This is a genomic window from Neisseria sp. HMSC15G01 (assembly GCF_001808255.1).
GTDB classification, from domain to species: Bacteria; Pseudomonadota; Gammaproteobacteria; order Burkholderiales; family Neisseriaceae; genus Neisseria; species Neisseria subflava_A.
On the sequence record NZ_KV792686.1, the window covers coordinates 184,996 to 207,626 of the forward strand.

The 22,631-nt window shown below is 48.6% G+C and carries 18 protein-coding genes and 4 pseudogenes; 15 read left to right on the forward strand and 7 right to left on the reverse strand.

Annotated elements, in window-relative coordinates:
- Positions 1 to 251: 251 nt before the first annotated feature.
- Positions 252 to 1,046, forward strand: coding sequence for a thymidylate synthase (locus HMPREF3139_RS07275; RefSeq protein ID WP_070461400.1), 795 nt, complete (start codon positions 252 to 254; stop codon positions 1,044 to 1,046).
- A gap of 59 nt (positions 1,047 to 1,105) precedes the next feature.
- On the opposite strand, the gene HMPREF3139_RS07280 is transcribed toward HMPREF3139_RS07275, so the two are convergent.
- Positions 1,106 to 2,545 carry a transferrin-binding protein-like solute binding protein gene (locus HMPREF3139_RS07280; RefSeq protein WP_070461401.1) on the reverse strand — a complete coding sequence of 480 codons (1,440 nt, stop codon included), beginning with the start codon at positions 2,543 to 2,545 and terminating at the stop codon, positions 1,106 to 1,108.
- Positions 2,546 to 2,906: 361 nt separating this feature from the next.
- Here HMPREF3139_RS07280 and smc point away from each other — a divergent pair, with 361 nt between their 5' ends.
- Positions 2,907 to 6,392 (forward strand): chromosome segregation protein SMC, encoded by a 3,486-nt coding sequence (smc, locus tag HMPREF3139_RS07285; protein ID WP_070461402.1) that lies wholly within the window; start codon positions 2,907 to 2,909, stop codon positions 6,390 to 6,392.
- 93 nt (positions 6,393 to 6,485) lie between these two features.
- Here smc and HMPREF3139_RS07290 read toward each other — a convergent pair whose 3' ends face one another.
- The 3 genes from HMPREF3139_RS07290 to pmbA form a co-directional block, all read right to left on the reverse strand.
- The gene (locus HMPREF3139_RS07290; protein ID WP_070461403.1) at positions 6,486 to 6,995 is read right to left on the reverse strand and encodes a cold-shock protein; all 510 of its coding nucleotides are present in this window, start codon (positions 6,993 to 6,995) and stop codon (positions 6,486 to 6,488) included.
- A gap of 153 nt (positions 6,996 to 7,148) precedes the next feature.
- A complete protein-coding gene (locus HMPREF3139_RS07295) occupies positions 7,149 to 8,318 on the reverse strand; it encodes a glycosyltransferase (protein WP_070461404.1) in 1,170 nt (389 codons plus the stop codon).
- A gap of 87 nt (positions 8,319 to 8,405) precedes the next feature.
- Positions 8,406 to 9,737 (reverse strand): metalloprotease PmbA, encoded by a 1,332-nt coding sequence (gene pmbA, locus HMPREF3139_RS07300; RefSeq protein ID WP_070461405.1) that lies wholly within the window; start codon positions 9,735 to 9,737, stop codon positions 8,406 to 8,408.
- 124 nt (positions 9,738 to 9,861) lie between these two features.
- Between pmbA and yjgA the strand changes: the two genes are divergently transcribed.
- From yjgA to HMPREF3139_RS07320, 4 genes and pseudogenes are all read left to right on the forward strand, one after another.
- Positions 9,862 to 10,395: a ribosome biogenesis factor YjgA gene (gene yjgA / locus HMPREF3139_RS07305; protein ID WP_070461406.1), complete on the forward strand. Its 534-nt coding sequence runs from the start codon at positions 9,862 to 9,864 to the stop codon at positions 10,393 to 10,395.
- 71 nt (positions 10,396 to 10,466) lie between these two features.
- Positions 10,467 to 11,178, forward strand: a pseudogene (locus HMPREF3139_RS07310) (hypothetical protein).
- Between the two features lie 102 nt (positions 11,179 to 11,280).
- On the forward strand, positions 11,281 to 12,981 hold the full coding sequence (gene recJ / locus HMPREF3139_RS07315) for a single-stranded-DNA-specific exonuclease RecJ (RefSeq protein WP_070461407.1): 1,701 nt from the start codon (positions 11,281 to 11,283) through the stop codon (positions 12,979 to 12,981).
- Positions 12,982 to 12,999: 18 nt separating this feature from the next.
- Positions 13,000 to 13,935, forward strand: coding sequence for a DMT family transporter (locus HMPREF3139_RS07320; protein WP_070461408.1), 936 nt, complete (start codon positions 13,000 to 13,002; stop codon positions 13,933 to 13,935).
- Positions 13,936 to 14,029: 94 nt separating this feature from the next.
- Here the strand turns inward: HMPREF3139_RS07320 and HMPREF3139_RS07325 are convergent, their stop codons facing one another.
- Positions 14,030 to 15,511, reverse strand: a complete 1,482-nt coding sequence (locus HMPREF3139_RS07325; RefSeq protein ID WP_070461409.1) for an aldehyde dehydrogenase family protein — start codon at positions 15,509 to 15,511, stop codon at positions 14,030 to 14,032.
- Between the two features lie 340 nt (positions 15,512 to 15,851).
- On the opposite strand from HMPREF3139_RS07325, the gene adhP reads away from it, so the two are divergent.
- Positions 15,852 to 16,895 (forward strand): alcohol dehydrogenase AdhP, encoded by a 1,044-nt coding sequence (gene adhP / locus HMPREF3139_RS07330; RefSeq protein ID WP_083290061.1) that lies wholly within the window; start codon positions 15,852 to 15,854, stop codon positions 16,893 to 16,895.
- A 69-nt stretch (positions 16,896 to 16,964) separates the two neighbouring features.
- Here adhP and HMPREF3139_RS07335 read toward each other — a convergent pair whose 3' ends face one another.
- Entirely contained in the window at positions 16,965 to 17,888 is a 924-nt protein-coding gene (locus HMPREF3139_RS07335) for an RluA family pseudouridine synthase (protein WP_070461410.1), read from the reverse strand.
- Between the two features lie 211 nt (positions 17,889 to 18,099).
- Between HMPREF3139_RS07335 and HMPREF3139_RS07340 the strand changes: the two genes are divergently transcribed.
- Positions 18,100 to 18,402 (forward strand): hypothetical protein, encoded by a 303-nt coding sequence (locus tag HMPREF3139_RS07340; RefSeq protein ID WP_070461411.1) that lies wholly within the window; start codon positions 18,100 to 18,102, stop codon positions 18,400 to 18,402.
- A gap of 55 nt (positions 18,403 to 18,457) precedes the next feature.
- Here HMPREF3139_RS07340 and HMPREF3139_RS11260 read toward each other — a convergent pair whose 3' ends face one another.
- The gene (locus HMPREF3139_RS11260) at positions 18,458 to 18,712 is read right to left on the reverse strand and encodes a hypothetical protein (RefSeq protein WP_283127014.1); all 255 of its coding nucleotides are present in this window, start codon (positions 18,710 to 18,712) and stop codon (positions 18,458 to 18,460) included.
- Positions 18,713 to 18,907: 195 nt separating this feature from the next.
- Here HMPREF3139_RS11260 and HMPREF3139_RS07350 point away from each other — a divergent pair.
- From HMPREF3139_RS07350 to HMPREF3139_RS07375, 7 genes and pseudogenes are all read left to right on the forward strand, one after another.
- Positions 18,908 to 19,216: pseudogene (locus tag HMPREF3139_RS07350) on the forward strand (meta-pathway of phenol degradation family protein); the annotation flags it as partial.
- 15 nt (positions 19,217 to 19,231) lie between these two features.
- Positions 19,232 to 19,450: pseudogene (locus HMPREF3139_RS07355) on the forward strand (hypothetical protein); the annotation flags it as partial.
- A gap of 291 nt (positions 19,451 to 19,741) precedes the next feature.
- The gene (locus tag HMPREF3139_RS07360; protein WP_070461413.1) at positions 19,742 to 20,029 is read left to right on the forward strand and encodes a hypothetical protein; all 288 of its coding nucleotides are present in this window, start codon (positions 19,742 to 19,744) and stop codon (positions 20,027 to 20,029) included.
- A 293-nt stretch (positions 20,030 to 20,322) separates the two neighbouring features.
- The gene (locus tag HMPREF3139_RS07365) at positions 20,323 to 20,550 is read left to right on the forward strand and encodes a hypothetical protein (protein ID WP_070461414.1); all 228 of its coding nucleotides are present in this window, start codon (positions 20,323 to 20,325) and stop codon (positions 20,548 to 20,550) included.
- 113 nt (positions 20,551 to 20,663) lie between these two features.
- Positions 20,664 to 20,942, forward strand: coding sequence for a hypothetical protein (locus HMPREF3139_RS07370; protein WP_070461415.1), 279 nt, complete (start codon positions 20,664 to 20,666; stop codon positions 20,940 to 20,942).
- 580 nt (positions 20,943 to 21,522) lie between these two features.
- Positions 21,523 to 21,791: pseudogene (locus HMPREF3139_RS11265) on the forward strand (hypothetical protein).
- A 138-nt stretch (positions 21,792 to 21,929) separates the two neighbouring features.
- Positions 21,930 to 22,586, forward strand: a complete 657-nt coding sequence (locus HMPREF3139_RS07375) for a C39 family peptidase (protein ID WP_070461513.1) — start codon at positions 21,930 to 21,932, stop codon at positions 22,584 to 22,586.
- Positions 22,587 to 22,631: the final 45 nt, after the last annotated feature.

Genomic DNA, 22,631 nt, shown 5'->3' on the forward strand with positions numbered 1-22,631 from the left:
ATATTTCATAAAATAGATTTTTATAAAAATAAAATGCTTAGTAATTAAACTAGAAAATATTGAAAATTTTTTTGTAAAAATTTAATTCAGCTCAAAAATTTGTGTAAATTAGCGCTAAATTGTCAACATTGTTAATGAGTGTATTACGCGAATATGGGGAAGGTCGCCCCATTGAAGACAGAGAGGCAGGCCGTCTGAAAATTCGGTACAATACACACGAAATTCCCACAACACATACACTAAGGAAACACATGAAAGCCTATCACGACCTTATGCGCCATGTTCTCGACAATGGCATCGACAAATCCGACCGTACCGGCACCGGCACGCGTTCCGTGTTCGGTTACCAAATGCGTTTTGATTTGAGTGAAGGCTTTCCGCTGTTAACCACCAAAAAACTGCATCTGCGCTCGATTATTCATGAGCTACTTTGGTTTCTCAAAGGCGATACCAACATCAAATACCTGAAAGAGAACAACGTTTCCATTTGGGACGAATGGGCGGACGAAAACGGCGATTTAGGCCCGGTTTACGGCTACCAATGGCGCAGTTGGCCTGCACCCGACGGCCGCCATATCGACCAAATTGCCAACGTGGTGGAACAAATCAAGAAAAATCCCGACTCGCGCCGCCTGATTGTGTCCGCATGGAATCCGGCTTTGGTCGATGAAATGGCCTTGCCGCCTTGCCACGCGCTGTTTCAGTTTTACGTTGCCAACGGCAAACTGTCTTGCCAGCTTTACCAACGCAGCGCCGATATTTTCCTTGGCGTACCGTTCAACATCGCCAGCTACGCATTGTTGACCATGATGATGGCCCAAGTATGCGGACTGGAAGCAGGTGAGTTTATCCATACGTTTGGCGATGCGCATTTGTACAGTAACCATATCGAGCAGGCCAAACTGCAATTAAGCCGCGACTTCCGAAGCCTGCCGACCATGAAAATCAATCCTGAAGTCAAAGATTTGTTTGCCTTCAAATTTGAAGACTTCGAGTTGGAAGGCTATGATCCTCATCCGCACATCAAAGCTGCCGTATCGGTGTAATCCAAGTTAAAAAACAAAAGGCCGTCTGAAACTTCAGACGGCCTTTTGTTTAGGAAGGTTTATTGACGTTTCGCGCCATAGCCACCGATTAAATGTTCGGTTGCATCTTTGTTTTTCAAGCCGTAAGTGCCGCCAATTTCTGCAGCATTGGGGCCGTAGAATTTACCGTTCAGGTTGCCGCTTAACTTGTCATCGGCCGTGCTGACTTTACCGGAGAAGAGGTTGCCGTCTTTCCAGCTTGCCGTGCCTTTGAAATCGTAGTTTTTATCTGCTTCGGATACGCGCTTACCATTTTCCAAAGTATGGAAGTGTGAGTTTGACGTTTCAAAACGGACACCTTTGAGGCCGAAATCAACGATAGCCATGACATTGGAAGTCAACTGACGATTGTTCTTGTCGGTAACCACATAGGCAGTGGAAATACCTTTGTAGGTGGCTGTACCTTTAGCAGGCAGGGTAGTGAAGACAGTTTCATCGCCCAAGCTTTGGTAGCCTTGGTATACATGTCCTTTAGGGTCGGTGTAATGCGCGAAGGTTTGATATGTCCAGCCAGCGGCAGAAGGATCATGTAACACAATTTTGGTGCCATCATCAAAATTGATGACATAGACACCGTCGAATTGTTTATCGAAAACTAAGCCATCTTGGTCTGGACGGAAATAGGCTAGATTATTGCTGGCTTTTTCATTCATTTCTGCTAGTTTAGCCCGAACTTCGAGATTTTTAGCGTATAAAGTATTTAATTCTTCAATCTTTGCTTTGATCTCAGTTACTTTTTTATTGTTAACTGGACCGGCTTCTGGATTTTCTTCTTTTTCAAGTTTTTCTTGTTCAGCTTTTAACTTTTTAGAAATTTCAATAATACTGTCATCCAAAGTTGATTTGCCATATGCGAATTCAGTATTTTTCTCTTTGCCTTTTTGTTCACTGACATCAGTTTGAGTATTGCCTTTCGAATATACTTTGGCAATAACAGAAGCGGAACTTGTCCATGTAGGTTGGGTTGCGTTGCCATCAGTGGTCTTGTTAAATAACACAACGCCGTCCATTTTGACTTCATCATTGCTGTTAAAGTCAATAGAACTGATCAGACCATTTTGGTTGCGGTCTTGATTGTCCGTTTGGAACATTTTGCCTGCGGCATCTCTGCGGATTTGGACGTTAGGGTTGGATTGCTGAGCACCTTTGGAGGAGATGAAATGTGTGTGCAAAGGCTGGCTAACGTTGGCCGGATCGATTGGAGCTTCATCGGTCAGTTCGGCAAGCTTGTCGGCACTGTTGGTAAGCGTAGTAGACGGCGCTTTCGGAGTGTTGACATTGCTGTTATTGTTGGCAGGATTGCCATTATTGCCAGTAGAGTTGCCGGTATTATTGGTAGGAGTCGCGCCGGTGCTTAAAGCAGATGAACCGCCGCCTCCGCCACCACCGCATGCGGACAAGATGGCTGCGCTGATGGCTGTAAAAACGATGGTTTTAAGTTTGGTTTGGATGTTTGACATGAGATTCCCTGTATCGTTATTCGCTTGATGAAAAGGTCGGAGATATCGTTTATCTGATTTTTAAACCTTTAAAGCCCGATAATAACCATAAATCATAAAAAAATAAACAGATTGTTTGCATTTCTGTACAAAAATTAATCAAAGGGCAGGTGGTTGGGCAGGTGTTTTTTTAGTTAATTGTTTTATATGAATTTCTTTTAAATAGTTTAGTGAGTTCAATACTAGTCTGTTTCTTTTTAACAAACTTTTCAGACGGCCTTTTGAAGATAAAAAAGCAGTCGGACTTTATGGATGCTTTTCTCTCAACGGATCAGCGTATTTCCGTTAAAATACGCCTTCTTTTCAGATTCGAAACATTGCCATGCGCCTTACCCACATTAAACTCTCCGGCTTCAAATCTTTTACCGACCCGACCACGATTCATGTTCCGGGGCAGCTTGTTGCGGTTATCGGGCCGAACGGCTGCGGCAAGTCGAATGTGATTGACGCGGTGCGCTGGGTGTTGGGAGAGGCTTCGGCGAAGCAGCTTCGCGGCGAGAGTATGCAGGACGTGATTTTTAACGGTGCGGCAACGCGCCGTCCTGCGCCGAGAGCTTCGGTGGAGCTGGTGTTTGACAACAGCGACCACAGTTTGCAGGGGGCGTGGGGGCAGTATGCAGAGGTGAGCATCAAGCGGCAGCTGACGCGTCAGGGCGAATCGACTTATTTCATCAACAATCAGACCGTGCGCCGCCGCGACATTACCGATTTGTTTCTGGGTACGGGCGTGGGCGCGCGCGGTTATGCCGTTATCGAACAGGGGATGATTTCGCGCATCATCGAAGCGCGGCCGGAGGAGTTGCGCGCCTATATCGAGGAGGCGGCGGGCGTGTCCAAATATAAGGAACGCCGCAAGGAGACGGAAGGTCGTCTGAAAGACACGCGCGAGCATTTGCAGCGTTTGGGCGATTTGCAGAACGAGTTGGCGCGTCAGGTGGAAAAGCTGGAAAAACAAGCGGAAACCGCCGAACGCTACAAATCCCTGACCGCGCAGTTAAACCAACAACAGGATTTGCTTGATTACGCGCAATGGCAGCAATCGCTTGCCGCCGCCGACAAGGCGACCGCGCAGCATCAGTCTTTGCAGGCGCAGCAGGACGAAACCGCCGCGCAGGTTCAGGCGTTAAACGACGAAGTACACGCCTTGCAGACCGCCGAGCAGTCGCAGCAGCAGGCGGTACACGAATTGAGCAACAAACGCGGCGTGTTGCGCGAGCAGATTGCCCGTTTGGAAGAACAAATCCGCCATCAGCAAAACCTGCACCAACGCATCGAACGCGACAAGCAGGCGGCGCAGGCGCAGTTGCAGCGCATCCATCAAGAGCAGCAGCAAATCTGCGTCAAGCTGGAAGAAAACGAGTTATACGTCGAAGAAAAGCAAACCGAATTGGCGGAATGGGCGATGCAGGTTGCTGAACACGAAGAGCGTCTGCCCGAATTGGAAGAAGCCCAAGCCACGCTTAACGCCGCCTTCCAAACCCAGCAGGACGAGGCAAACCGCATCCGCCGCGAACTGGCGTTGAAGCAGCAGCAGCTTGCCCATGCCGAACAAACCGTTGCCAAGCACGAAGAGCGCAAAGGCCGTCTGAAGCAGGAAAACCAAGCCCTGAACCTGCCCGACGAAGCCGAAACCACAGCCGCGCAGGAAGCCGCCGCCTTGTTGCAAAGCCAGCAAGAGCATTACGAAGAGCAAATCATTGCCGCCGAAGAAGCCTTACACGCCGCCCGCGAGGCGTTTCAGACGGCCTCAAACCGCTTCCAAAGCCTGAAGCAGCAACACATCACCTTGCAGGCGCAGCAGCAGGCATTGTCGCAAATCCTGTCGCAACAGCAGGAAGCCGCCGACTTCTGGCAGGCAACCGACCACGCCGCCGCGCCGCAGCTGTGGCAACACATCACCGCGCCCGCCGAGTGGCAGCACGCCTTGTCCGTCATCCTTGCTGAACGCCTGCATGCCCGCGCCGTGCCGCACGGCTTCGTTCCCCCCGCACCTTTGCCGCAGGGGCAGGCGGCATGGCTTTCAGACGACCTCTCCGGCGGCTTCAAAAAATCCCTGCCCGTACAGGCATTGTTGAACCAAATCCAAGCGCAGCCGCCGTTTCAGACGGCATTGCACCACTGGCTCGACGGCGTATTGTGCGCCCCCGATTTGAGCTACGCCCTCGCGCATCAAAGCGATTTGGGCGCCCACCAAATCTGGCTCACGCCCGAAGGCCATCAGGTCGATAAAGTCAGCGTCCTGCTCTATGCCAAACCCGCGCAGGAAAGCCTGATTGCCCAAAAAGCCCGTCTCGACGGCATTGCGTCCGAACTGGAAAACCTCGCCCCCGAACTCTCCGCCGCCGAAGCCTCGTTCAAACAGGCGGAGGCAACCGTGCGCTCGTCCGAAGTGCAACATAAAAACCTGATGCAGCAGCAACAGCAGCATACGCGCCAATACAGCCAAGCGCAGCAACGCGCCGCCGAACTTTTAGCGCGCACCAACCAAGGGCAAATCCGCCGCGAACACATCGAGCGCGAACTGGCGCAGTTGGCGGAAGAGCAGACCGTGTTGCAACATACTTCAGACGGCCTTGCAGACGACATCGTTACCTTGCAAGAGGCCGCCGCTGAACTCGAACACCAGCAGCAAACCACCGCACACAGCCGCCAAGAGCAGCAAGGCCGTCTGAAACAGGCGCAGCTTGCCCTGTTGGAAGCCAACCGACAATACGGGCTGGCGGAAGTCGCCGTTCACAAGCTCAACCAGCAAAAACAAAACTACCAACAGCAAATTGCCCAGCTTGAACAGCAAACATTCGACTGGCAGGAACGCCAGCAAGAGCTTGCCCTCGCCTATGAAACCGAGTTCCAAAACGACGAGCAGCACATCAAGCTTGAAGAATTAAGCGAAGCCGTACAGACCTTGGACGAAGAATATATTGTTGTACAGGAGAAACTCGCGCAGATTCAGGAGCAGGGCAGGGAGCAATACGCTAAAGTGCAAACCCTGCAAACCAAGCTGCCGCAGCTTCAGGCCGCCACCCAAACCGCCCTGTTGCAGCAGCAGGAAGCCCTGATTAACGCCAAACGCTACCATCAAAACCTGACTGAACGCGCCGCCGATTTGGACGCGCTCGAAGCGTTGGCGAAAGAATCACCAAAAGTATTGAACAACAGCATCGGCAGCCTCACCCAGCAAATCGAAGCCCTCGGCGCCGTCAACCTCGCCGCCCTGCAAGAACTCGAAGAAGCGCGCGAACGCGACGGCTACTACCGCAGCCAAAGCGAAGACGTACAGGCCGCTATCGTGCTTTTGGAAGAAGCCATCGCCCAAATCGATGACAAAACCAAAGAGCGTTTCAAAGAAACCTTCGACGCTGTCAACGGCAAAGTCCAAACCTTCTTCCCGACCCTGTTCGGCGGCGGCGAAGCCACCCTCAAGATGATAGGCGACGACCTCCTGACCGCCGGCGTGTCCATCATGGCGCGCCCGCCCGGCAAGAAAAACAGCACCATCCACCTCCTCTCCGGCGGTGAAAAAGCCCTCACCGCCATGAGCCTCGTGTTCGCCCTGTTCAGCCTCAACCCCGCCCCCTTCTGCCTTCTGGACGAAGTCGACGCCCCGCTGGACGACGCCAACACCTCGCGTTTCTGCAATCTGGTCAAAGAAATGTCAGCGCAAACCCAGTTCCTCTACATCTCCCACAACCGCCTGACCATGGAAATGGCAGAGCAGCTCGTCGGCGTAACCATGCAGGAAAAAGGCGTCTCGCGCGTCGTCGCCGTGAACATCAAACAGGCGTTGGAAATGGCGGAGCCGAATTGAGGTAAGAACAAAGGCCGTCTGAAAGAATGAGGAAGAAATCTATAATTTCATCTTCCCATTTTTTCAGACGGCCTTTTTGTATTGGATACAGCGTTATTGTTTTGAAGTATTATCTTTGGAGCGTTGAGGTTGCCCCGAGCGTTGGTTGTTGCCGTTGACGGCATCGCGCCATGCTTTGCGTTCGGCTTCGATTTTGGCGGCTACTTCGTGAACCATGGTTTCTTGTTTTTTGACGACAGGCTCTTCCGGTGTGTTGTCGGAAAAGTGGAGGCCGTACCACAAGACGGCGAAAATGCTGCAGACGAAGATAACGGCAATCAGGCCGACGATAGCTTGTTTGCCGGCGAGGGGTTTTTCAGGGGGAGGGACGAGGACATCGAAGCAGTCGGCGCAATCGAGGGCGAAGCAGACGTTTTCGGCTTCTTTGCGGCCGCGTCGGCCTTCTGTGATGTTGAAGGAGATGTGTTGCCCTTCGGCCGGAAGGCGGGTAAGGGTGGTGAAGGCGGCAAGGGCAAGAAAGATTTCTTGGCCTGTGTCTTCTATGGTAGCGGCTCCGAAGCCGCGCTTGCTGTTCCAGCGAGTAATCGTTCCGTAATAGCGCATAATATATGTGGGATATTATTGTAGGTAACAATTTTTCCTTCGACTGATTTTAAATCAAAAAGTTTAGTTATTGTCTTAAATTTACACTAGATTTGTCTTGTTGGAAGCAGGCAGGCCGTCTGAAGGATTTCAGACGGCCTGTATGGTTTATGCCTATTTATTAAGCACTTTTTGGAAGGTGTCGATCAGGTGTTGCGCAATGGCACGGCTGCCGAATTGTTGCAGGCAATCTTGGCGCAAACGGACGGGATCGTAGTGTGCATGGTTTTCGTAGAGGGTGAGCAAAGCTTTGGTCAGTTCCGGTATGTTTTCAATTGGTACCAACAGGCCATTGTCGGATGTGACGATGGATTGGGGGCCGCCGCAACGTGTGGCGATAACGGGCAAACCTTGCGACAGTGCTTCGATATAGACGACGCCGAAGGTCTCGGTACGGCTGGCGAGGACGAATGCGTTGCTGTGGCGCATGAGATCCAGGGTTTGGTCGGTGGTTAATGCGCCGGTAAAGGTAACGGCGTGGTTGATGCCCAGGTCGCTTGCCAGTTGTTTCAGACGGCCTTCTTCTACGCCGCCGCCGCCGATTTTGAGTTTGAGCTGCGGATAGGTTTTGAGTGCTTCGGCAAAAGCAGGCAGGAGCAGGTCGTGGCCTTTGAGGTGGCGCAGGTGGGAGACGCTGCAGAAGGTGAAGTCTTGATTGTTTTTTTCGGGGAACTCGAAATCCTGTTCAAAATTGCCGCCCAGCATATTGGGCAGGTATTGCCAGTCTGTACCGGCGTAGGTTTTTTCGAGAATGCGGCAGAAATCACGGCTGACGGCGAATCGGGTCGCGCTGTGGCGCACGGCTTCGTGCATGGACGGCCATTGGTTTTTTCGGACAAGGCCGCGTGAAATGGCGCTGCTGTGTTCGGTAATTACATAGGGAATGCCGTATTTTTTGAAGATGGCACAGGCCAAAATGGCGGCATAGTTGACGCAATGGGCGTGAATTACGTCGGGTTTGCCGTTGTCGGCGATATAGGCTTCAAAAGCTTTCATGCCTGCATTGACCCAGCGGATGCGGTCGATGTCGACAACCGGGCAGCGCGGGAAGAAATACATGCTGTCGTAGGCGTAAGTGTTGAGTCCGCCTTGCTGATGGCGGCGCAGGCCGTAGAAGCGCGAGAAGATGGTTTTCGGCTGACTTCTCAAGTAGCGGAACATGGGTACGACCATGCCGATTTTCATGCCTTCACGTTGCAGGGCTTGGGCTTGGAGACGGAAAAAGATTCCGTCCACGTCAGTTTCGGAAGAAGGATACCAAGAGGGGATAACGACAATATGCATGATGTGTTTTTTATGGAAGTAGATAACGGCGAGGCCGTCTGAAAAGAAAAGATATCTTTCAGACGGCCTTTTGTATATTTAGTTCAATCAGTTGCCGGCAACCGTCATTTTAGAAACCAAGATGGAGCCGATTTGATTGGATGAACGGCGTAATGCGTCGTCTGCCACGCCGGTGATGTCGCGGTACATATCCTGCAAACGTCCGGCAATGGTGATTTCCTGAACCGGATAGGCAATGACGCCGTTTTCCACCCAAAAACCGGCCGCGCCGCGCGAGTAGTCGCCGGTAATGCCGTTGACGCCTTGTCCCATCAATTCGGTAACCAGCAAACCTGTTCCCATTTCTTTCAACAGGTCGGCCTGCGTGGCGTGGGTGTGGTTCAGATACAGATTGTGCGCACCGCCGGCGTTGCCCGTTGTCTGCATACCGAGTTTTTTCGCGCTGTAACTGCTGAGGAAATAGCCTTCGACGATACCGTCTTTCACCACAAAACGCGGCTGCGTGGACACGCCCTCGGCATCGAAATAAGTGCTGCGGAACGAGCGCAGGATATGCGGTTCTTCGCGAAGGCTGAGAAATTCGGGAAGCACCTGTTTGCCGATACTGTCAATCAGGAAGCTGCTTTGGCGGTAGAGCGCGCCGCCGCTGAGTGCGCCGATAAGGTGGCCGATTAAGCCGACTGCGACAGTGGTATCAAACAGTACGGGATAGCTGCCGGTCGGAACGCTGCAGCTATTCAGACGGCGTAAAGTCCGTTCGGCTGCAGTTTGGCCGATGAGTTCGGGCGCGTCCATGTCTTCTTGACGGCAGGAAGAATCATACCAATAGTCGCGCTGCATGCCGTGTTCGTCGCTGGCGACCACGCTGCAAGAAATGCTGTGGTGCGTGCTTTGCTGGTGTGCGGCAAAGCCGTGGGTGTTGCCGTAAACATATTGGTAATGGCCGGTATGAACCGATGCGCCTTCGGAATTTTCAATGCGTTTGTCCGTTGACAGAGCGGCCTGTTCGCATTGCTTGGCCAAATCAATGGCGGATTCGGTACTCAAATCCCATTCGTGGTAGCGGTCGAGGTCGCCGATATGGGTTGCCATCAAGGCAGCGTCGGCAAGGCCGGCGCAATCGTCTTCGGCGGTATAGCGTGCAATATCGATGGCGGCTTTGACCGTATCTTGCAGGGCGCGTTCGGAAAAGTCGGCAGTGCTGGCTCGGCCTTTGCGTTGGCCGACATAGACCGTAATGTCTAAAGATTTGTCTTGTTGGAACTCGATTTGTTCGATTTCGCCCAAGCGCACGCTGACGCTTTGACCGAGCGACTCGCTGAAATCGGCTTCGGCCGCGGTGGCGCCGGATTGTTTGGCCAAATCCAGCGTGTGTCCGCACAAGCGCAACAGCTCGTCCGGTGTGTGGTTAAACAGCATAAAAAGGTTTCCTGACAGGGTTTTGCGGCATTTTAACCGTTTCAGACGGCCTCTGCAAAAATCGCACGGAAAGGCCGTCTGAAAACTGATAAAATAGGCAGATTCAGAAAATCAGGGAAACACAATGTTTGAACAAGAAGACGAATGGGTCAGCAAAACCCAAATGAAAAAGCAGATGAACGATTTGCAGGCTTTGGGTATGGAATTGACCAAGCTCTCCAGCGATACGCTGAAAAAAATCGGCTTGGACGAAGAGCTGTTCGAAGCCATTGCCACCTATAAAAAAATCACGTCCAACAGCGCGCTCAAACGCCAAGCCCAATTTATCGGCCGCCTGATGCGCGATACCGACCCTGCGCCCATCGAAGCTTATTTGGCCAAACTGCGCGGCGACAATACGGCACATAATGCCTTTTTGCAACGTGTCGAGCAGGCGCGTACACGACTGTTGGCAGACGATGGCGCGATTACCCAATTTATGGCCGATTTTCCGCAAGCCGACGCCGGCAAATTGCGTACCTTGATCCGCAACACCAAAAAAGAGCAGGAACAAAACAAACCGCCGAAAAACTTCCGCGCGTTGTTCCAAGAAATTAAAGCAGTGATGGAGGCCGGTCAATCCGACGTTTCAGAAGAAGGGAAGGATTGGGAAGAATAAACCTTAAGGCCGTCTGAAAACGGATTGCGGTTTTCAGACGGCCTGTATCGTAATACCGAAGGAGGATGACCATGAAATTTCGCCACTCTGCAATCGCCTTGCTGGTTGGTGTATTGACCCTCAATGGATGTACTACCGATCTTTGGGAAAGAAATAGCCCTTTCCATCAAACCACAACCGAAAAAACCGTCGCTAAAGACAATATTCAAGCATTTTGGCGTGGTTGCCCAAGACAATACGCAACTGGAAACAGGCAGCTTGGTCATGATGGGCAAAAAATATTGGTTTGTCGTTAATCCTAAAGATTCGGCCAAGTTGAAGGCAGTTTTGGGCGCTAAGCTGAGTAAACGCTTTCAAATGGTTCAGCAAAACCCAAAACAGGTGTATGAGGCTTTGCCGGTTGAATTGAAATCTCCTGAAGCGCAAACTTTTCGCTCGAATTTCTGCCTGCGTTACGATACTCAAAAAGCTGCCGAGATTGCCAAGTTAAAACAGTTGGCGTTCAAGCCGGTTGAACTCGATGGTAAAACTGTCTACACACGGTGTATTTCTACCGAAGGTCATTATTATGCGACGCCGAAAAATGTTGCCGAAGACCGCCGTTTTGACACTGCCGTCCCGGTCAGAATTTATTATACGGAAACCAAAAAAAGCACCGACGTTTGGAAGTTGACGGGGAATATCCTGAAAACGCCATTTACATTGGCTTTGGACGCAGTCGGCGCAGTGATAGCAGGCTCATATGTCGTAGTCAGTGAAATTATCGATGCTTCACGCAAATAATATCCAAGGCCGTCTGAAAACGGATTGCAGGTTTCAGACGGCCTCCTCCTTAAAATAAATGTTTCAAAAAATTAATTTTTTCTCTATTTAATCCCACACACTATGTCCGTCAAAATTCAAACACGTTCCATTAATCCGACTGTTTTCAACGACTTGCTCACTGCCGGTACCGATCCTTTGATTGCGCGGCTGTGTGCTGCGCGTGATGTGCAAAGTCCGGCCGAGTTGGACGACAAGCTTGCTGCGCTTTTGCCGTATCAATCGCTGACAAACTGTGAAGCCGCCGCCGGACGTTTGGCGGATGCGATTGAGCGTCAGGAAAAAATCCTGATTGTCGCCGACTATGATGCCGACGGCGCAACGGCGTGTTCCGTCGGTATGAGCGGTTTGGCGGCGATGGGGGCGAAAGTGGATTTTCTCGTGCCCAACCGCTTTGAACACGGCTACGGCTTAACGCCCGAACTCGCCGAACTCGCTGCCGAGCAAGGTGTGGATTTGTTGGTGACGGTGGATAACGGTATCGCCAGCATTGCAGGCGTGGCGCGTGCGCAGGAGTTGGGTTTGGATGTGATTGTGACCGACCACCATCTGCCTGCCGAGACCGTGCCCGACTGCATCATCGTCAATCCAAACCAAAAAGGCTGCGGTTTCCAAAGTAAAAGCTTGGCGGGCGTGGGAGTAATTTTTTATGTATTGATGGCTTTGCGTGCCGAGCTGCGCCGCCGCAATTATTTTTCAGACGGCCTGAAAGAGCCGAATCTGGGCGACCTTTTGGATTTGGTCGCACTCGGTACCGTCGCCGACGTCGTCACTCTAGACCACAACAACCGTATCCTCGTGTCTCAAGGGTTGAAACGGATGCGTTTGGGCAAAATGCGCCCCGGCATCCGCGCCTTGTTTGACGTGGCGCGACGAGATTGGCGCAAGGCTCAGCCGTTTGATATGGGCTTTGCGTTGGGACCGCGCATCAACGCGGCCGGACGGCTGGACGATATGTCGGTCGGCATTGCCTGTCTGTTGGCGCGAGATGACACCGAGGCGCAGGAACTGGCGGCTCAGTTAAACAACCTCAATATCGAGCGCCGCGAAATCGAGCAGTCTATGCTGCAAGACGCGCTGAATGCTTTTCCTGAAACCCTGCCTTCAGGTCAGACGACGTTGGTGGCGTATCGCGACGACTTCCATCAAGGCGTGGTCGGCATTGTTGCCAGCCGCCTCAAAGACCGTTTTTATCGTCCGACCATCGTATTTGCGCCTGCCGACAACGGCGAAGTGCGCGGTTCGGGACGCTCCATTCCCAATTTGCACCTGCGCGATGCTTTGGACTTGGTATCCAAACGCCATCCCGATTTGATTTTGAAATTCGGCGGACACGCAATGGCGGCGGGTTTGAGCATACTCGAACACAATATTCCTGCGTTTCAGACGGCCTTTGAAGAAGCCGTACGCGAGATGGTGTGCGAAGACGATTTGTCGCAAACCTTCATCACCGACGGCAGCCTGCCCGCACGCGACATTACGCTGGAACAGGCGCAAAACCTTGCCCGACACGTTTGGGGGCAGGGCTTCGCGCCGCCGAGTTTTACCGATGAATTTCACGTTGTCCGCCAGCAGCCTCTGGGCGCGGAGGGCAAACATAAAAAAGTCTGGCTGCAAAAAGACGGCTACGAATTTGAAGCCATGTTCTGGCGTTGCAGCGAAGACATTCCCGAATACATCCGTACAGTGTACCGTCCCGTTGCCAACGAATGGCGGAATAATCTCGAATTGCAGCTTTATATCGACTACTGGGAAGCCGCGTAAATAAAGGCCGTCTGAAAAATGAAGAAACAAAAAACTTGGCTCGGCTTTTCATTGGCGCTGCTTGCCACCATGACTTGGGGCTCGCTGCCGGTAGCGGCGCAACAGGCCTTAAAAGCCGTCGATGCGCCCACGCTGGTGTGGATACGCTTTTTAGTGGCGTCGCTGGTGTTGTTTGCGTTGTTGGGACTGACCGGCAAGCTGCCGAGGCCGTCTGAATTTTCCAAGCAAACCTTATTTTTATTGGTGCTGGGTATTGTCGGCATTTCCGCCAACTTTGTGCTCGTTGCCATGGGTTTGCACTATATTTCGCCGACAACCACGCAGGTGTTGTGGCAACTCTCGCCCTTTACCATGATTTTGGTCGGCGTTGGCGTGTTTAAAGAAGCCTTTACGCATTGGCAAAAAATCGGCTTGATGCTTTTGCTGACGGGTTTGGTCATGTTTTTCAACGATAAATTCGGCGAACTTTTCAGCTTGGGCAGCTACGCGGTCGGCGTGATGATGGCGGCTTCGGGCAGCATGATTTGGGTGTGCTACGGCGTGGCGCAAAAACTTCTGTCCAAACATTTCAATTCGCAACAAATCCTGCTCATGATTTATTTTTGCAGCAGCTTTGTTTTTCTGCCGTTTGCCGAACCGTCGCAAATCGCCCATATCGGCAATCCGTTTTTATGGGGCTGCTTTATCTATTGCTGCCTGAACACGCTGATCGGCTACGGTTCATTCGGTGAAGCGCTCAACCATTGGGACGCTTCAAAAGTCAGTATCGTTACCACGCTGATACCTGTATTTACCATGATATTTTCCACCATCGGCCATCATCTCGCCCCCGATTATTTTGCCGCTTCGGATATGAATCTCGTCAGCTATGTGGGTGCCATGGTGGTTGTGGCCGGAGCCTTGCTGGCGGTGGCCGGAGAGAAAGTAATGGGGCTTTTTTTGAGAAAGATATGAAGCTTTATTGAGAAACAGAATAAAACAAGGCCGTCTGAAACAGGTTTCAGACGGCCTTTATATTTTCTAAATCAGATTAATGTGGAACGGCGGATTAATAGAAGCCTTCGCGTTCTTCACGGGTGCTGATGTAGATGTTTTTCACTTGGGTGTAGGCGGCGAGCATCATTTTGTGGGTTTCGCGGCCGATACCTGAAGTTTTGTAGCCGCCAAACGGTGCACCGGCAGGCAGGCGGTTGTAGCAGTTTACCCAAACGCGGCCGGTTTCCAATGCATTGGAAACGCGCAGGCAGCGGTTGATGTCGGTACTCCAAACTGCGCCGCCCAAGCCGTATTCGCTGTTGTTGGCCATTTTGATGACTTCTTCTTCGGTTTTGAATTTAATCACGGTGGCAACAGGGCCGAAGATTTCTTCTTGGGCAACACGGGCTTCGTTGCTGCTGGCCTCAATCAAAGTAGGCTCGACAAATTCGCCTTTGCCCAATTCGCCTTCGATTTTTTTACCGCCGGTAATGATGCGGCAACCTTCTTGTTCGCCGATTTTGACGTATTTCAAAATGGTCTCGAGTTGACCGGCATTGACTTGCGAACCCATTTGGGTGTCGTCTTCCCAAGGCAGGCCGACTTTGATTTTTTTGAACTCTTCCGCCAAGGCATTGACGAATTTATCGTAAATACCTTCCTGAACGAAGATACGAGAACCGGCGCAGCAAACTTGGCCTTGGTTGAACAAAATACCTTTTTGCGCGCCTTCGAGGGCTTTGTCGAAAGGCATATCGTCGAAGAAGATGTTGGCGGATTTGCCGCCCAACTCCAAAGTGGACGGAATCAGTAATTCGGCAGCGGCGATGCCGACGCGACGGCCGACTTCGGTTGAGCCGGTAAAGGCCAGTTTGTTGAAGCCTTTGTGGTGCAGCATGTATTCGCCGGATTTGGAACCGCGGCCGGTAATCACGTTCAACACGCCTTTAGGCAGCAGGTGGTTGATTTTTTGAGCGAGGGACAACAGGCTCAATGAAGTGCTGGAAGAAGGGTGGATGACGATGGTACAACCTGCGGCCAATGCCGGAGCGATTTTCCATGCGGCCATCAAGAATGGAAAGTTCCAAGGAATGATTTGGCCGACAACGCCGATCGGTTCGCGCAAAACGATGGACAGGTCTTCGGCGTCAAGCTGGGTCGCAGTGCCTTCTTCGCCGCGGATCACGCTGGCGAAATAGCGGAAATGGTCGGAAGCCAATGGTACGTCGGCGGCGCGAGTTTCGCGGATCGGTTTGCCGTTGTCCAAGGTTTCTTGCAGGGCGAACAATTCGGCGTTTTCGTCAATTACATCGGCGATTTTGTTCAAAATGGCCGCGCGTTCGGTAGTCGTGGTTTTACGCCATGTTTTGAACGCTTCTTGTGCAGCGGCTACGGCAGCATCGACATCAGCATCGGTTGCGTCTGTGAACTTGGCCAACTCATCGCCATTAGCAGGGTTGTAAGAGGATAAAAGTTTGCCTTCGCTACCTTTCGTCCATTCGCCGTTGATTAAAAGACCATATTCTTTATCAAACACATTTAAATCTTTTGCCATAATGCTGTCTCCTTAATGAGTGGGAAGGCGTGTTTCTGCGCCATAAAAACAGCTTATGCTTTTTTCTTTTTAAGTTCAAGTACTAAAAATGAGAATGTTCTCAAAATTTACGTTTGCAATGTTGTTTCATGTAGCAGGCCGTCTGAAAAATAAAGGATTTGATTGAAATGAAATTGCATTTGTTAATGTATTTAAAGATTTATACGGCTTAAATAGATCCTGTTATGATATAACATTATAACTATTTGTTTTTAAAAAGATTATGGGTTGACGGCTTCGGATATGGGGAGTATTCTCATTCATAGCTAAACAGTTTTTCAACACCCTAGGAGACTCTCTCATGAAAATGCATGCTGTGGTAGTAAATAAAGATGTAGCAGGTGATGTAGAAGTTGTTGAACGCGAACTGCGTCCGCTGGAATATGGCGAGGCGTTGGTGGAAGTCGAGTGTTGCGGCGTGTGCCACACCGACTTGCACGTTGCGGCAGGCGATTACGGCGACAAACCGGGTCGCGTGTTGGGACACGAAGGCATCGGTTTGGTTAAAGAAGTTGCCGACGGTGTGAAAAATCTGAAAGTCGGCGACCGTGTCAGCATCGCATGGCTGTTCCAAAGCTGCGGTTCTTGCGAATATTGCAATACCGGCCGCGAAACCTTGTGCCGCTCTGTATTGAACGCAGGCTATACTGCCGACGGCGGCATGGCGACCCACTGTATCGTCGATGCGGACTACGCCGTTAAAGTACCCGACGGTCTTGACCCTGCGCAAGCTTCGAGCATTACTTGTGCCGGTGTGACCACTTATAAAGCGATTAAAGTTTCCGGCGTTCGTCCGGGTCAATGGATTGCGATTTACGGCGCAGGTGGTTTGGGTAACTTGGCAGTTCAATACGCGAAAAAAGTATTCGGCGCACACGTTGTCGCCATCGACATCAACGATGAAAAACTGGCATTCGCTAAAGAAAGCGGCGCTGATTTAGTCATCAACGCCGCCAAAGAAGACGCTGCCAAAGTGATCCAAGAAAAAACCGGCGGCGCACACGCAGCCGTTGTTACCGCCGTATCCGCCGCCGCGTTCAACTCTGCTGTGGACTGCGTCCGTGCAGGCGGCCGCGTCGTTGCCATTGGTCTGCCGCCCGAATCTATGGACCTGTCCATCCCGCGTCTGGTCTTGGACGGCATCGAAGTGGTCGGCTCTCTGGTCGGTACCCGCAAAGATTTGGAAGAAGCATTCCAATTCGGCGCAGAAGGCTTGGTTGTACCTAAAGTCGAGTTGCGTGCTTTGGATGAAGCGCCTGCCATCTTCCAAGAAATGCGCGAAGGTAAAATTACCGGCCGTATGGTGATTGATATGAACAAAGAGTGCAGCTGCATTCATCACTAATCAAATGATTTCGTGACAAAAAGGCCGTCTGAACAATTTCAGACGGCCTTTTTAATTGGATTGGATAATTTAAAGCGTAAAGCCGCTTTCAAATACGCGGATTTCTCCGCTGACAGGATCGGTGAACTCTATTCTTTTGGCCAGAAGTTTTAAAGGTTTGTCGTAGTCTTCCTCGCCGGCCGCCAAGGGGGTAGGGTAAAGCGCATCGTTCATCAGCGGCATGTTCAAACTCATCATATGCACGCGGAGCTGGTGTTTCTTTCCGGTATGCGGCGTGAGGCGGTAGAGGCTGAATGCGCCGCGGTTTTCGATAAGTTCGATGGTCGTGTGAGCATTGGGTTCGCCTTCCGTTTCCCGCGTGAGAAAGAATTTTTCGCCGCGTTCCATTCGGGATGAAATATCCAGCGGATAGTCCAAATCCGTCCGCGTCGGCGCCACCGCTTCATAGGTTTTTTGGACGGTTTTTTCTTGGAACATGGTCTGATAATCGCGACGCGTAGCAGGATTGAGCGAAAGCAGCATAACGCCTGCCGTATCTTTGTCCAAGCGATGAATCGGCGTAATGTCTTCAACATTCAAATGCTGTAATTCCGGCCGCAGACGCAGGCGTGTAAGCAGGGTTTCCCGCAAAAACCTGCCGCTAGGGATGACAGGCAGAAAATGCGGTTTGTCCACTACAATCAAATGCTCATCAATATGCAAAATCTTTTCTTCAAACGGAATACGCGGCTCGCTCTCACGGCTGGTTTCACGGTAATAAAACATCGTCTTGCCGGGTTCGAACAAGGTATTCTCATCAAACGGCACGCCATCCGCGCCCACCACAAAACCGCTGTTCAGCCGCCGCCGCCAGTTTTCTTCGCCGACAAAGGGAAAATGAGCGCATAGAAAATGCAGCAGCGGCAAGCCGTAAAACTGCTTTTCATGCGGCAAAACCAAATAGCTGGGTTTGACACCGTCTAAAAGGGGTAGGGGGTTGGTACGTTTTTTCATGCAGCGGATTGTACTCGGTTTTTAGGATTTTTTCAGACGGCCTTGTTTATATGGAAAATAAACTTCTAATAATAGATATGTATTGATGCAAGTTTTGTGTTTAAATAGCCTCTATAAATGGAATCAGATAAACTGGTTTTGTTTGAACTTGCTTTTATGGCATGAATTAAAGAAATGATAAAGAAGCAATTTTTGAGAAAAGGAGAATATCATGCAGAAAGAAATCAGCATAATCATTATGTTATCCGCGTTTTCCGTATCCGCTATGGCGGGAGGGGAAGTTCGGCTTGGTAAGAATAAGGCATACGATAATGAGTATGAACTTGTGGTAGAGCATGAAGTCAATGAAGAAGTTTCACAATTAAATCAAGACGAGTATGCAGCACATCCAATACGCAACGATAGCGGCGTCATGCAGTCAGGAAAAGCTGCTTCAGTCAGACAAGCTGTTTCTCAATACGGAAAACCTAATTTGCCGCCTGTACGCTTAAATCCGCACCCTTCACGACCTTGATTTCAAAATCAAAGGGCTGCTCCATTTGTTTGGGTAGCCCTTTTATTTTGTCGGCTCACTCACATTTTTGTTTGCGCAAAACGAGTTTGTAATCGGTTTTGATACTGGTTTGATCGCCAATCATCTTAAAATCATCTATCAAACAACGGTTTTCCGTACATTTCAACATGAAATCTGCACCGACCCTATGGCCGTCAAATTGTTTAAATGTTGCCCGGACGGTATGGGGAGAAGTGAGCTTGACTTGCAAGGTTTTATGGAAGTTATCAGGATGATCCTGGCCAAAGCCCAAGTAGTAATGTATCGGCATGTCACATCCCATCTCCATATCGGGTTGCTTACGGATATTTGTGTCGAATTTATTGAATTGTCGGATGATTTTTTGTAGTTCAGGCGTAGTAACACGATTGTAAGTCCACTTTAGACAGATAAACCTTTTTGACTAAATCTATTTTCGTTTGATTGTTTGTGGCGTTATTTGCAGCCATCGCTTGAGAGAAAAAGGGAGGGCAGCTTTTTCATATCGGGCAACTATTGGCTGCTCAACTTCAACATCTCATTTGCCGCCAACTACAGGATCAGCCTCACGGGCGACATCCAATGGCTGGGCAGGAAGCCCGACCGACTGGACGGCGAACGGGAATGCTCCGGAAATACATCCATCTACGCCCATCTCGGTGCAGGTTTCGGTTTCACCAAAACCACGGCTTTAAACGCATCCGCACGTTTCAACGTTTCAGGGCAAACCAGTTCCGAACTGAAATTGGGCGTACAGCATACATTTTCAGCAGTTTTTGATTTTCCAACGTTGTAATCCAAAGGAGTTGTTATGAGAAAACAAATTACCGCAGCCATGATGATTCTAACGATGATTGCCGCTCCGGCGATGGCAAACAGCATGGAAAATCAGGTATTTGAAAACCAAGTGTTCCACACGCAGGCAGATGCGCCGATGTAGTTGGCGGAACTATCGCCGCAGGAAATGAAAGACACTGAGGGGGCTGTTGCTCCTTGGGTAGCCGGTGGTATCGTAGGAGGCATATGGGGAGGTGCCGGCTATATGCATGGGGCGTCTATCAAGGTCATTACAAATGGGACAATGCCAAATTTGCAGATAACGTAGCAACAGGTGCTGTCATTGACGCATCATTTGGTACTGCGGGGGCAATTGCCAGTGGAGGAGTCAAATTTATTCCCAGCCTGACAAATGCAGGAGCAAACATATGGAGAGTAAATAGCACACTTGCCAACAATGGTGCAAATCGCGTATGGCGTAGATAAATCATAACAAGCAGGTAATGAATTAAAGACATTACCTGTTTTTACAGAAATTTTTAAAATGGATGATTTGATTGCAGCTTTTTTAGGCTATTTATCAGGTAAATATAGCGAAGGGAAAATAAGCAGATTAAAAATATCTCTAACGGCAGGAAGTATTTTCTTTGCAGTATTCTTTATTCATGACCTGATAATTTTTATTATTGATGGAAATAAGGAAAATCTTTGGAATTTTATTACTAAGATAATGAAAGATTTATTTTTATTTTCCTGTTCTGTTATCTTATTATGCTATTTTTTGTTATTTATTGCCGAAAAAGTTGGGGAAATAATAAATAAAATTAAATAAGATATTTGAATAATAAGCTAATCGATATGGCTATTAAAACAATTTAATCATTTAATTTTAATAATTTTTTAATATTTATCTTGGATTTGAAATACTGCAATCAGGAGGCTAAAACTTCCATTATAATGGTAAGTATATATTTCATTATTTTAATTTCATCAAAAAACGAAATTCAAGATTATACATGCCGCCAATAGTTTTCTTGATTGTTTTGTGTATTTATCTGATATATCAACATCTCTCTATTTTATTTCGAATTTTATTGTTGAGACTTGCATTGAAAATCATACAAGATGATGAAAAATAAATATATTTTAATAAAAACAGCAATCAGTATAACTGCCATATTTATATTTTATCTTCTAATTCAAGAAAGCAGCGGAAAAACTGAAAAACCATCATATTTCTTGATGGCCATGTTTCTAAACTCGCTTTGGTTTGATAAAGAAAATAAAACAGTTATGGCTGCCGTTACGGCAATTATTGCCGCCTACTTTATATTTGTCGCACTATCCGATTAATAAGCAAACAAAAAAGGCTGCTTGGAAATTTCAGGCAGCCTTTTAGGAGGATTTTGATGGAACATTATCTCCTCCCCAAGAATTTGTTATGAAAAAAACAAATCACCGCAGCCATGATGATTCTGACGATGATTGCTCCCGCAATGGCAAACAGCTTCGACAATCAGACATTTGAAAGCCAAGTGTTCCACACGCAGGCAGATACGCCTATGCAGTTGGCGGAGCTTTCTCAGAAGGAGATGAAGGAGGCTGAAGGGGCCATGGCGCCGTTGGTGGCACTTGGGTATTTAACTAGGATAGGTACTTTTGTTGCTGCAAGATATGCTACCCCAGTAGTTCGAGGGCTCATATTTTTTATGGACGCCAATTGGCTAAGACTCCAAAATAATTAGAATTTGTTGCGGGCTTGGGCAATAATTGCCCAATCATATTGTGTATTTTATGAGGGGTGGTGATGATAATTGAAGTTGAAATTGATAGTACTAATAACGAGCAGATTTCTTTTTTAAAAAAATAGCCGTTGGTCAAGCTCTGAAATTATAAGAAAATTTCCAAATAATAAATTATTTTTTTCAAAAAATACGCTGCATTATAATAATGCGGACAAATTACTGTGCAGGACAGTCATTTTTCCGGAAGGGACGATTCTTTCCTACGAAGAAAATTCCAAAAAATTTAATTTACAGGTAAAAAATGCACAAAAAAATAATATTAAGTTGCAAGGTGTATATACACCTTCCACCGAACTGGTTCATGTAGTTCATAATCTTTGCCTGTTAGGAAATGTAGTTCTCCGTATCATAGGAGATAATACTGATTTGAATAATATAGAAAAAATAGAACTTAATTTTGAGAAGTTTGATAAGTATTTTTTTTATATCGGAAGATATGGAAATAATGTTTATAAATAAATAAACCAATTTCCAACCAAGCCTGCTATCGGTTTGGTTGGAAGTAAGAGGAGGTAAGGTAGTGTTTCCTGTTATTTTCTTTTCGACATTGGGCTGTATTTTAGTATGGATAAAAGATATGCCTAAAATAAAATCAAAAAAAATTTTGGGAATATCCTTATATATTATAGGAATAATAAATGTAATAATCGGCTATGTATTAATTAAAAATATATTAGTTTCTGTTTCGGATGAAATTGGAATAAAATATCTTGCAATATATTTATCAAATATTTTTTTTGGACAATCCTGATGATGGTATTCGTAAAAAGACTGTCTAAGAAGCGGTAAGGGCAGTAGGTCATGGTGCAACATGGTTTGCCCCTAATACCTGTTATATCCCTTACTATTTATACTATTAAGAATAATTATGTAAGAGGTCGTCTGAAAGCTTTTTCAGACGACCTCTTACATATATCTTTAGAAGGTATGATGATATTAAAACGTATTTGTCTGTCAGTGCCGATTGCCGTTTCTTTATCCGGTCTTCTGAATGCTGCACCTATGTTTAACGATAATCCTGTTGTTTACGGAAAAATCAAAGTGCAAAGTTGGAAAGAGAGGCGCGATTTCAATATTGTAAAACAGGATTTGGATTTTTCCTGCGGGGCGGCTTCGGTGGCGACGCTTTTGAACAATTTTTACGGGCAAAAGCTGACGGAGGAAGAAGTGTTGAAAAAACTGGATAAGGAGCAAATGCGCGCGTCGTTTGAGGATATGCAGCGCATCATGCCCGATTTGGGTTTTGAGGCGAAAGGCTATGCCCTGTCTTTCGAGCAGCTCGCGAAGTTGAAAATCCCCGTCATCGTGTATTTGAAATACCGCAAGGACGATCATTTTTCGGTATTGCGCGGTATAGACGGCAATACGGTTTTGCTTGCCGACCCGTCGCTGGGTCATGTTTCCATGAGCAGGGCGCAGTTTTTGGATGCTTGGAAAACTCGTGAGGGAAATTTGGCAGGTAAGATTTTGGCTGTTGTACCGAAAAAAGCGGAGACGATTTCAAATAAATTGTTTTTTACACATCATCCCAAGCGGCAGACGGAATTTGCAGTCAAACAAATCAGGCTACGGCGTGTAGAGTGAGTCAAAGGCCGTCTGAAAACTTTTTCAGACGGCCTTTTGATTTGT

Excerpts from the sequence above, each read along its gene's own strand:
- HMPREF3139_RS07325 (WP_070461409.1), bottom strand. The coding sequence starts at position 15,511 with ATGGCAAAAGATTTAAATGTGTTTGATAAAGAATATGGTCTTTTAATC.
- yjgA (WP_070461406.1), top strand. The coding sequence starts at position 9,862 with ATGTTTGAACAAGAAGACGAATGGGTCAGCAAAACCCAAATGAAAAAG.
- HMPREF3139_RS07320 (WP_070461408.1), top strand. The coding sequence starts at position 13,000 with ATGAAGAAACAAAAAACTTGGCTCGGCTTTTCATTGGCGCTGCTTGCC.
- smc (WP_070461402.1), top strand. The coding sequence starts at position 2,907 with ATGCGCCTTACCCACATTAAACTCTCCGGCTTCAAATCTTTTACCGAC.
- HMPREF3139_RS07360 (WP_070461413.1), top strand. The coding sequence starts at position 19,742 with ATGGATGATTTGATTGCAGCTTTTTTAGGCTATTTATCAGGTAAATAT.
- HMPREF3139_RS11260 (WP_283127014.1), bottom strand. The coding sequence starts at position 18,712 with ATGCCGATACATTACTACTTGGGCTTTGGCCAGGATCATCCTGATAAC.
- HMPREF3139_RS07280 (WP_070461401.1), bottom strand. The coding sequence starts at position 2,545 with ATGTCAAACATCCAAACCAAACTTAAAACCATCGTTTTTACAGCCATC.
- HMPREF3139_RS07340 (WP_070461411.1), top strand. The coding sequence starts at position 18,100 with ATGCAGAAAGAAATCAGCATAATCATTATGTTATCCGCGTTTTCCGTA.
- adhP (WP_083290061.1), top strand. The coding sequence starts at position 15,852 with ATGAAAATGCATGCTGTGGTAGTAAATAAAGATGTAGCAGGTGATGTA.
- HMPREF3139_RS07365 (WP_070461414.1), top strand. The coding sequence starts at position 20,323 with ATGATGAAAAATAAATATATTTTAATAAAAACAGCAATCAGTATAACT.
- recJ (WP_070461407.1), top strand. The coding sequence starts at position 11,281 with ATGTCCGTCAAAATTCAAACACGTTCCATTAATCCGACTGTTTTCAAC.
- HMPREF3139_RS07295 (WP_070461404.1), bottom strand. The coding sequence starts at position 8,318 with ATGCATATTGTCGTTATCCCCTCTTGGTATCCTTCTTCCGAAACTGAC.
- HMPREF3139_RS07290 (WP_070461403.1), bottom strand. The coding sequence starts at position 6,995 with ATGCGCTATTACGGAACGATTACTCGCTGGAACAGCAAGCGCGGCTTC.
- HMPREF3139_RS07375 (WP_070461513.1), top strand. The coding sequence starts at position 21,930 with ATGATGATATTAAAACGTATTTGTCTGTCAGTGCCGATTGCCGTTTCT.
- HMPREF3139_RS07370 (WP_070461415.1), top strand. The coding sequence starts at position 20,664 with ATGATGATTCTGACGATGATTGCTCCCGCAATGGCAAACAGCTTCGAC.
- HMPREF3139_RS07275 (WP_070461400.1), top strand. The coding sequence starts at position 252 with ATGAAAGCCTATCACGACCTTATGCGCCATGTTCTCGACAATGGCATC.
- HMPREF3139_RS07335 (WP_070461410.1), bottom strand. The coding sequence starts at position 17,888 with ATGAAAAAACGTACCAACCCCCTACCCCTTTTAGACGGTGTCAAACCC.
- pmbA (WP_070461405.1), bottom strand. The coding sequence starts at position 9,737 with ATGCTGTTTAACCACACACCGGACGAGCTGTTGCGCTTGTGCGGACAC.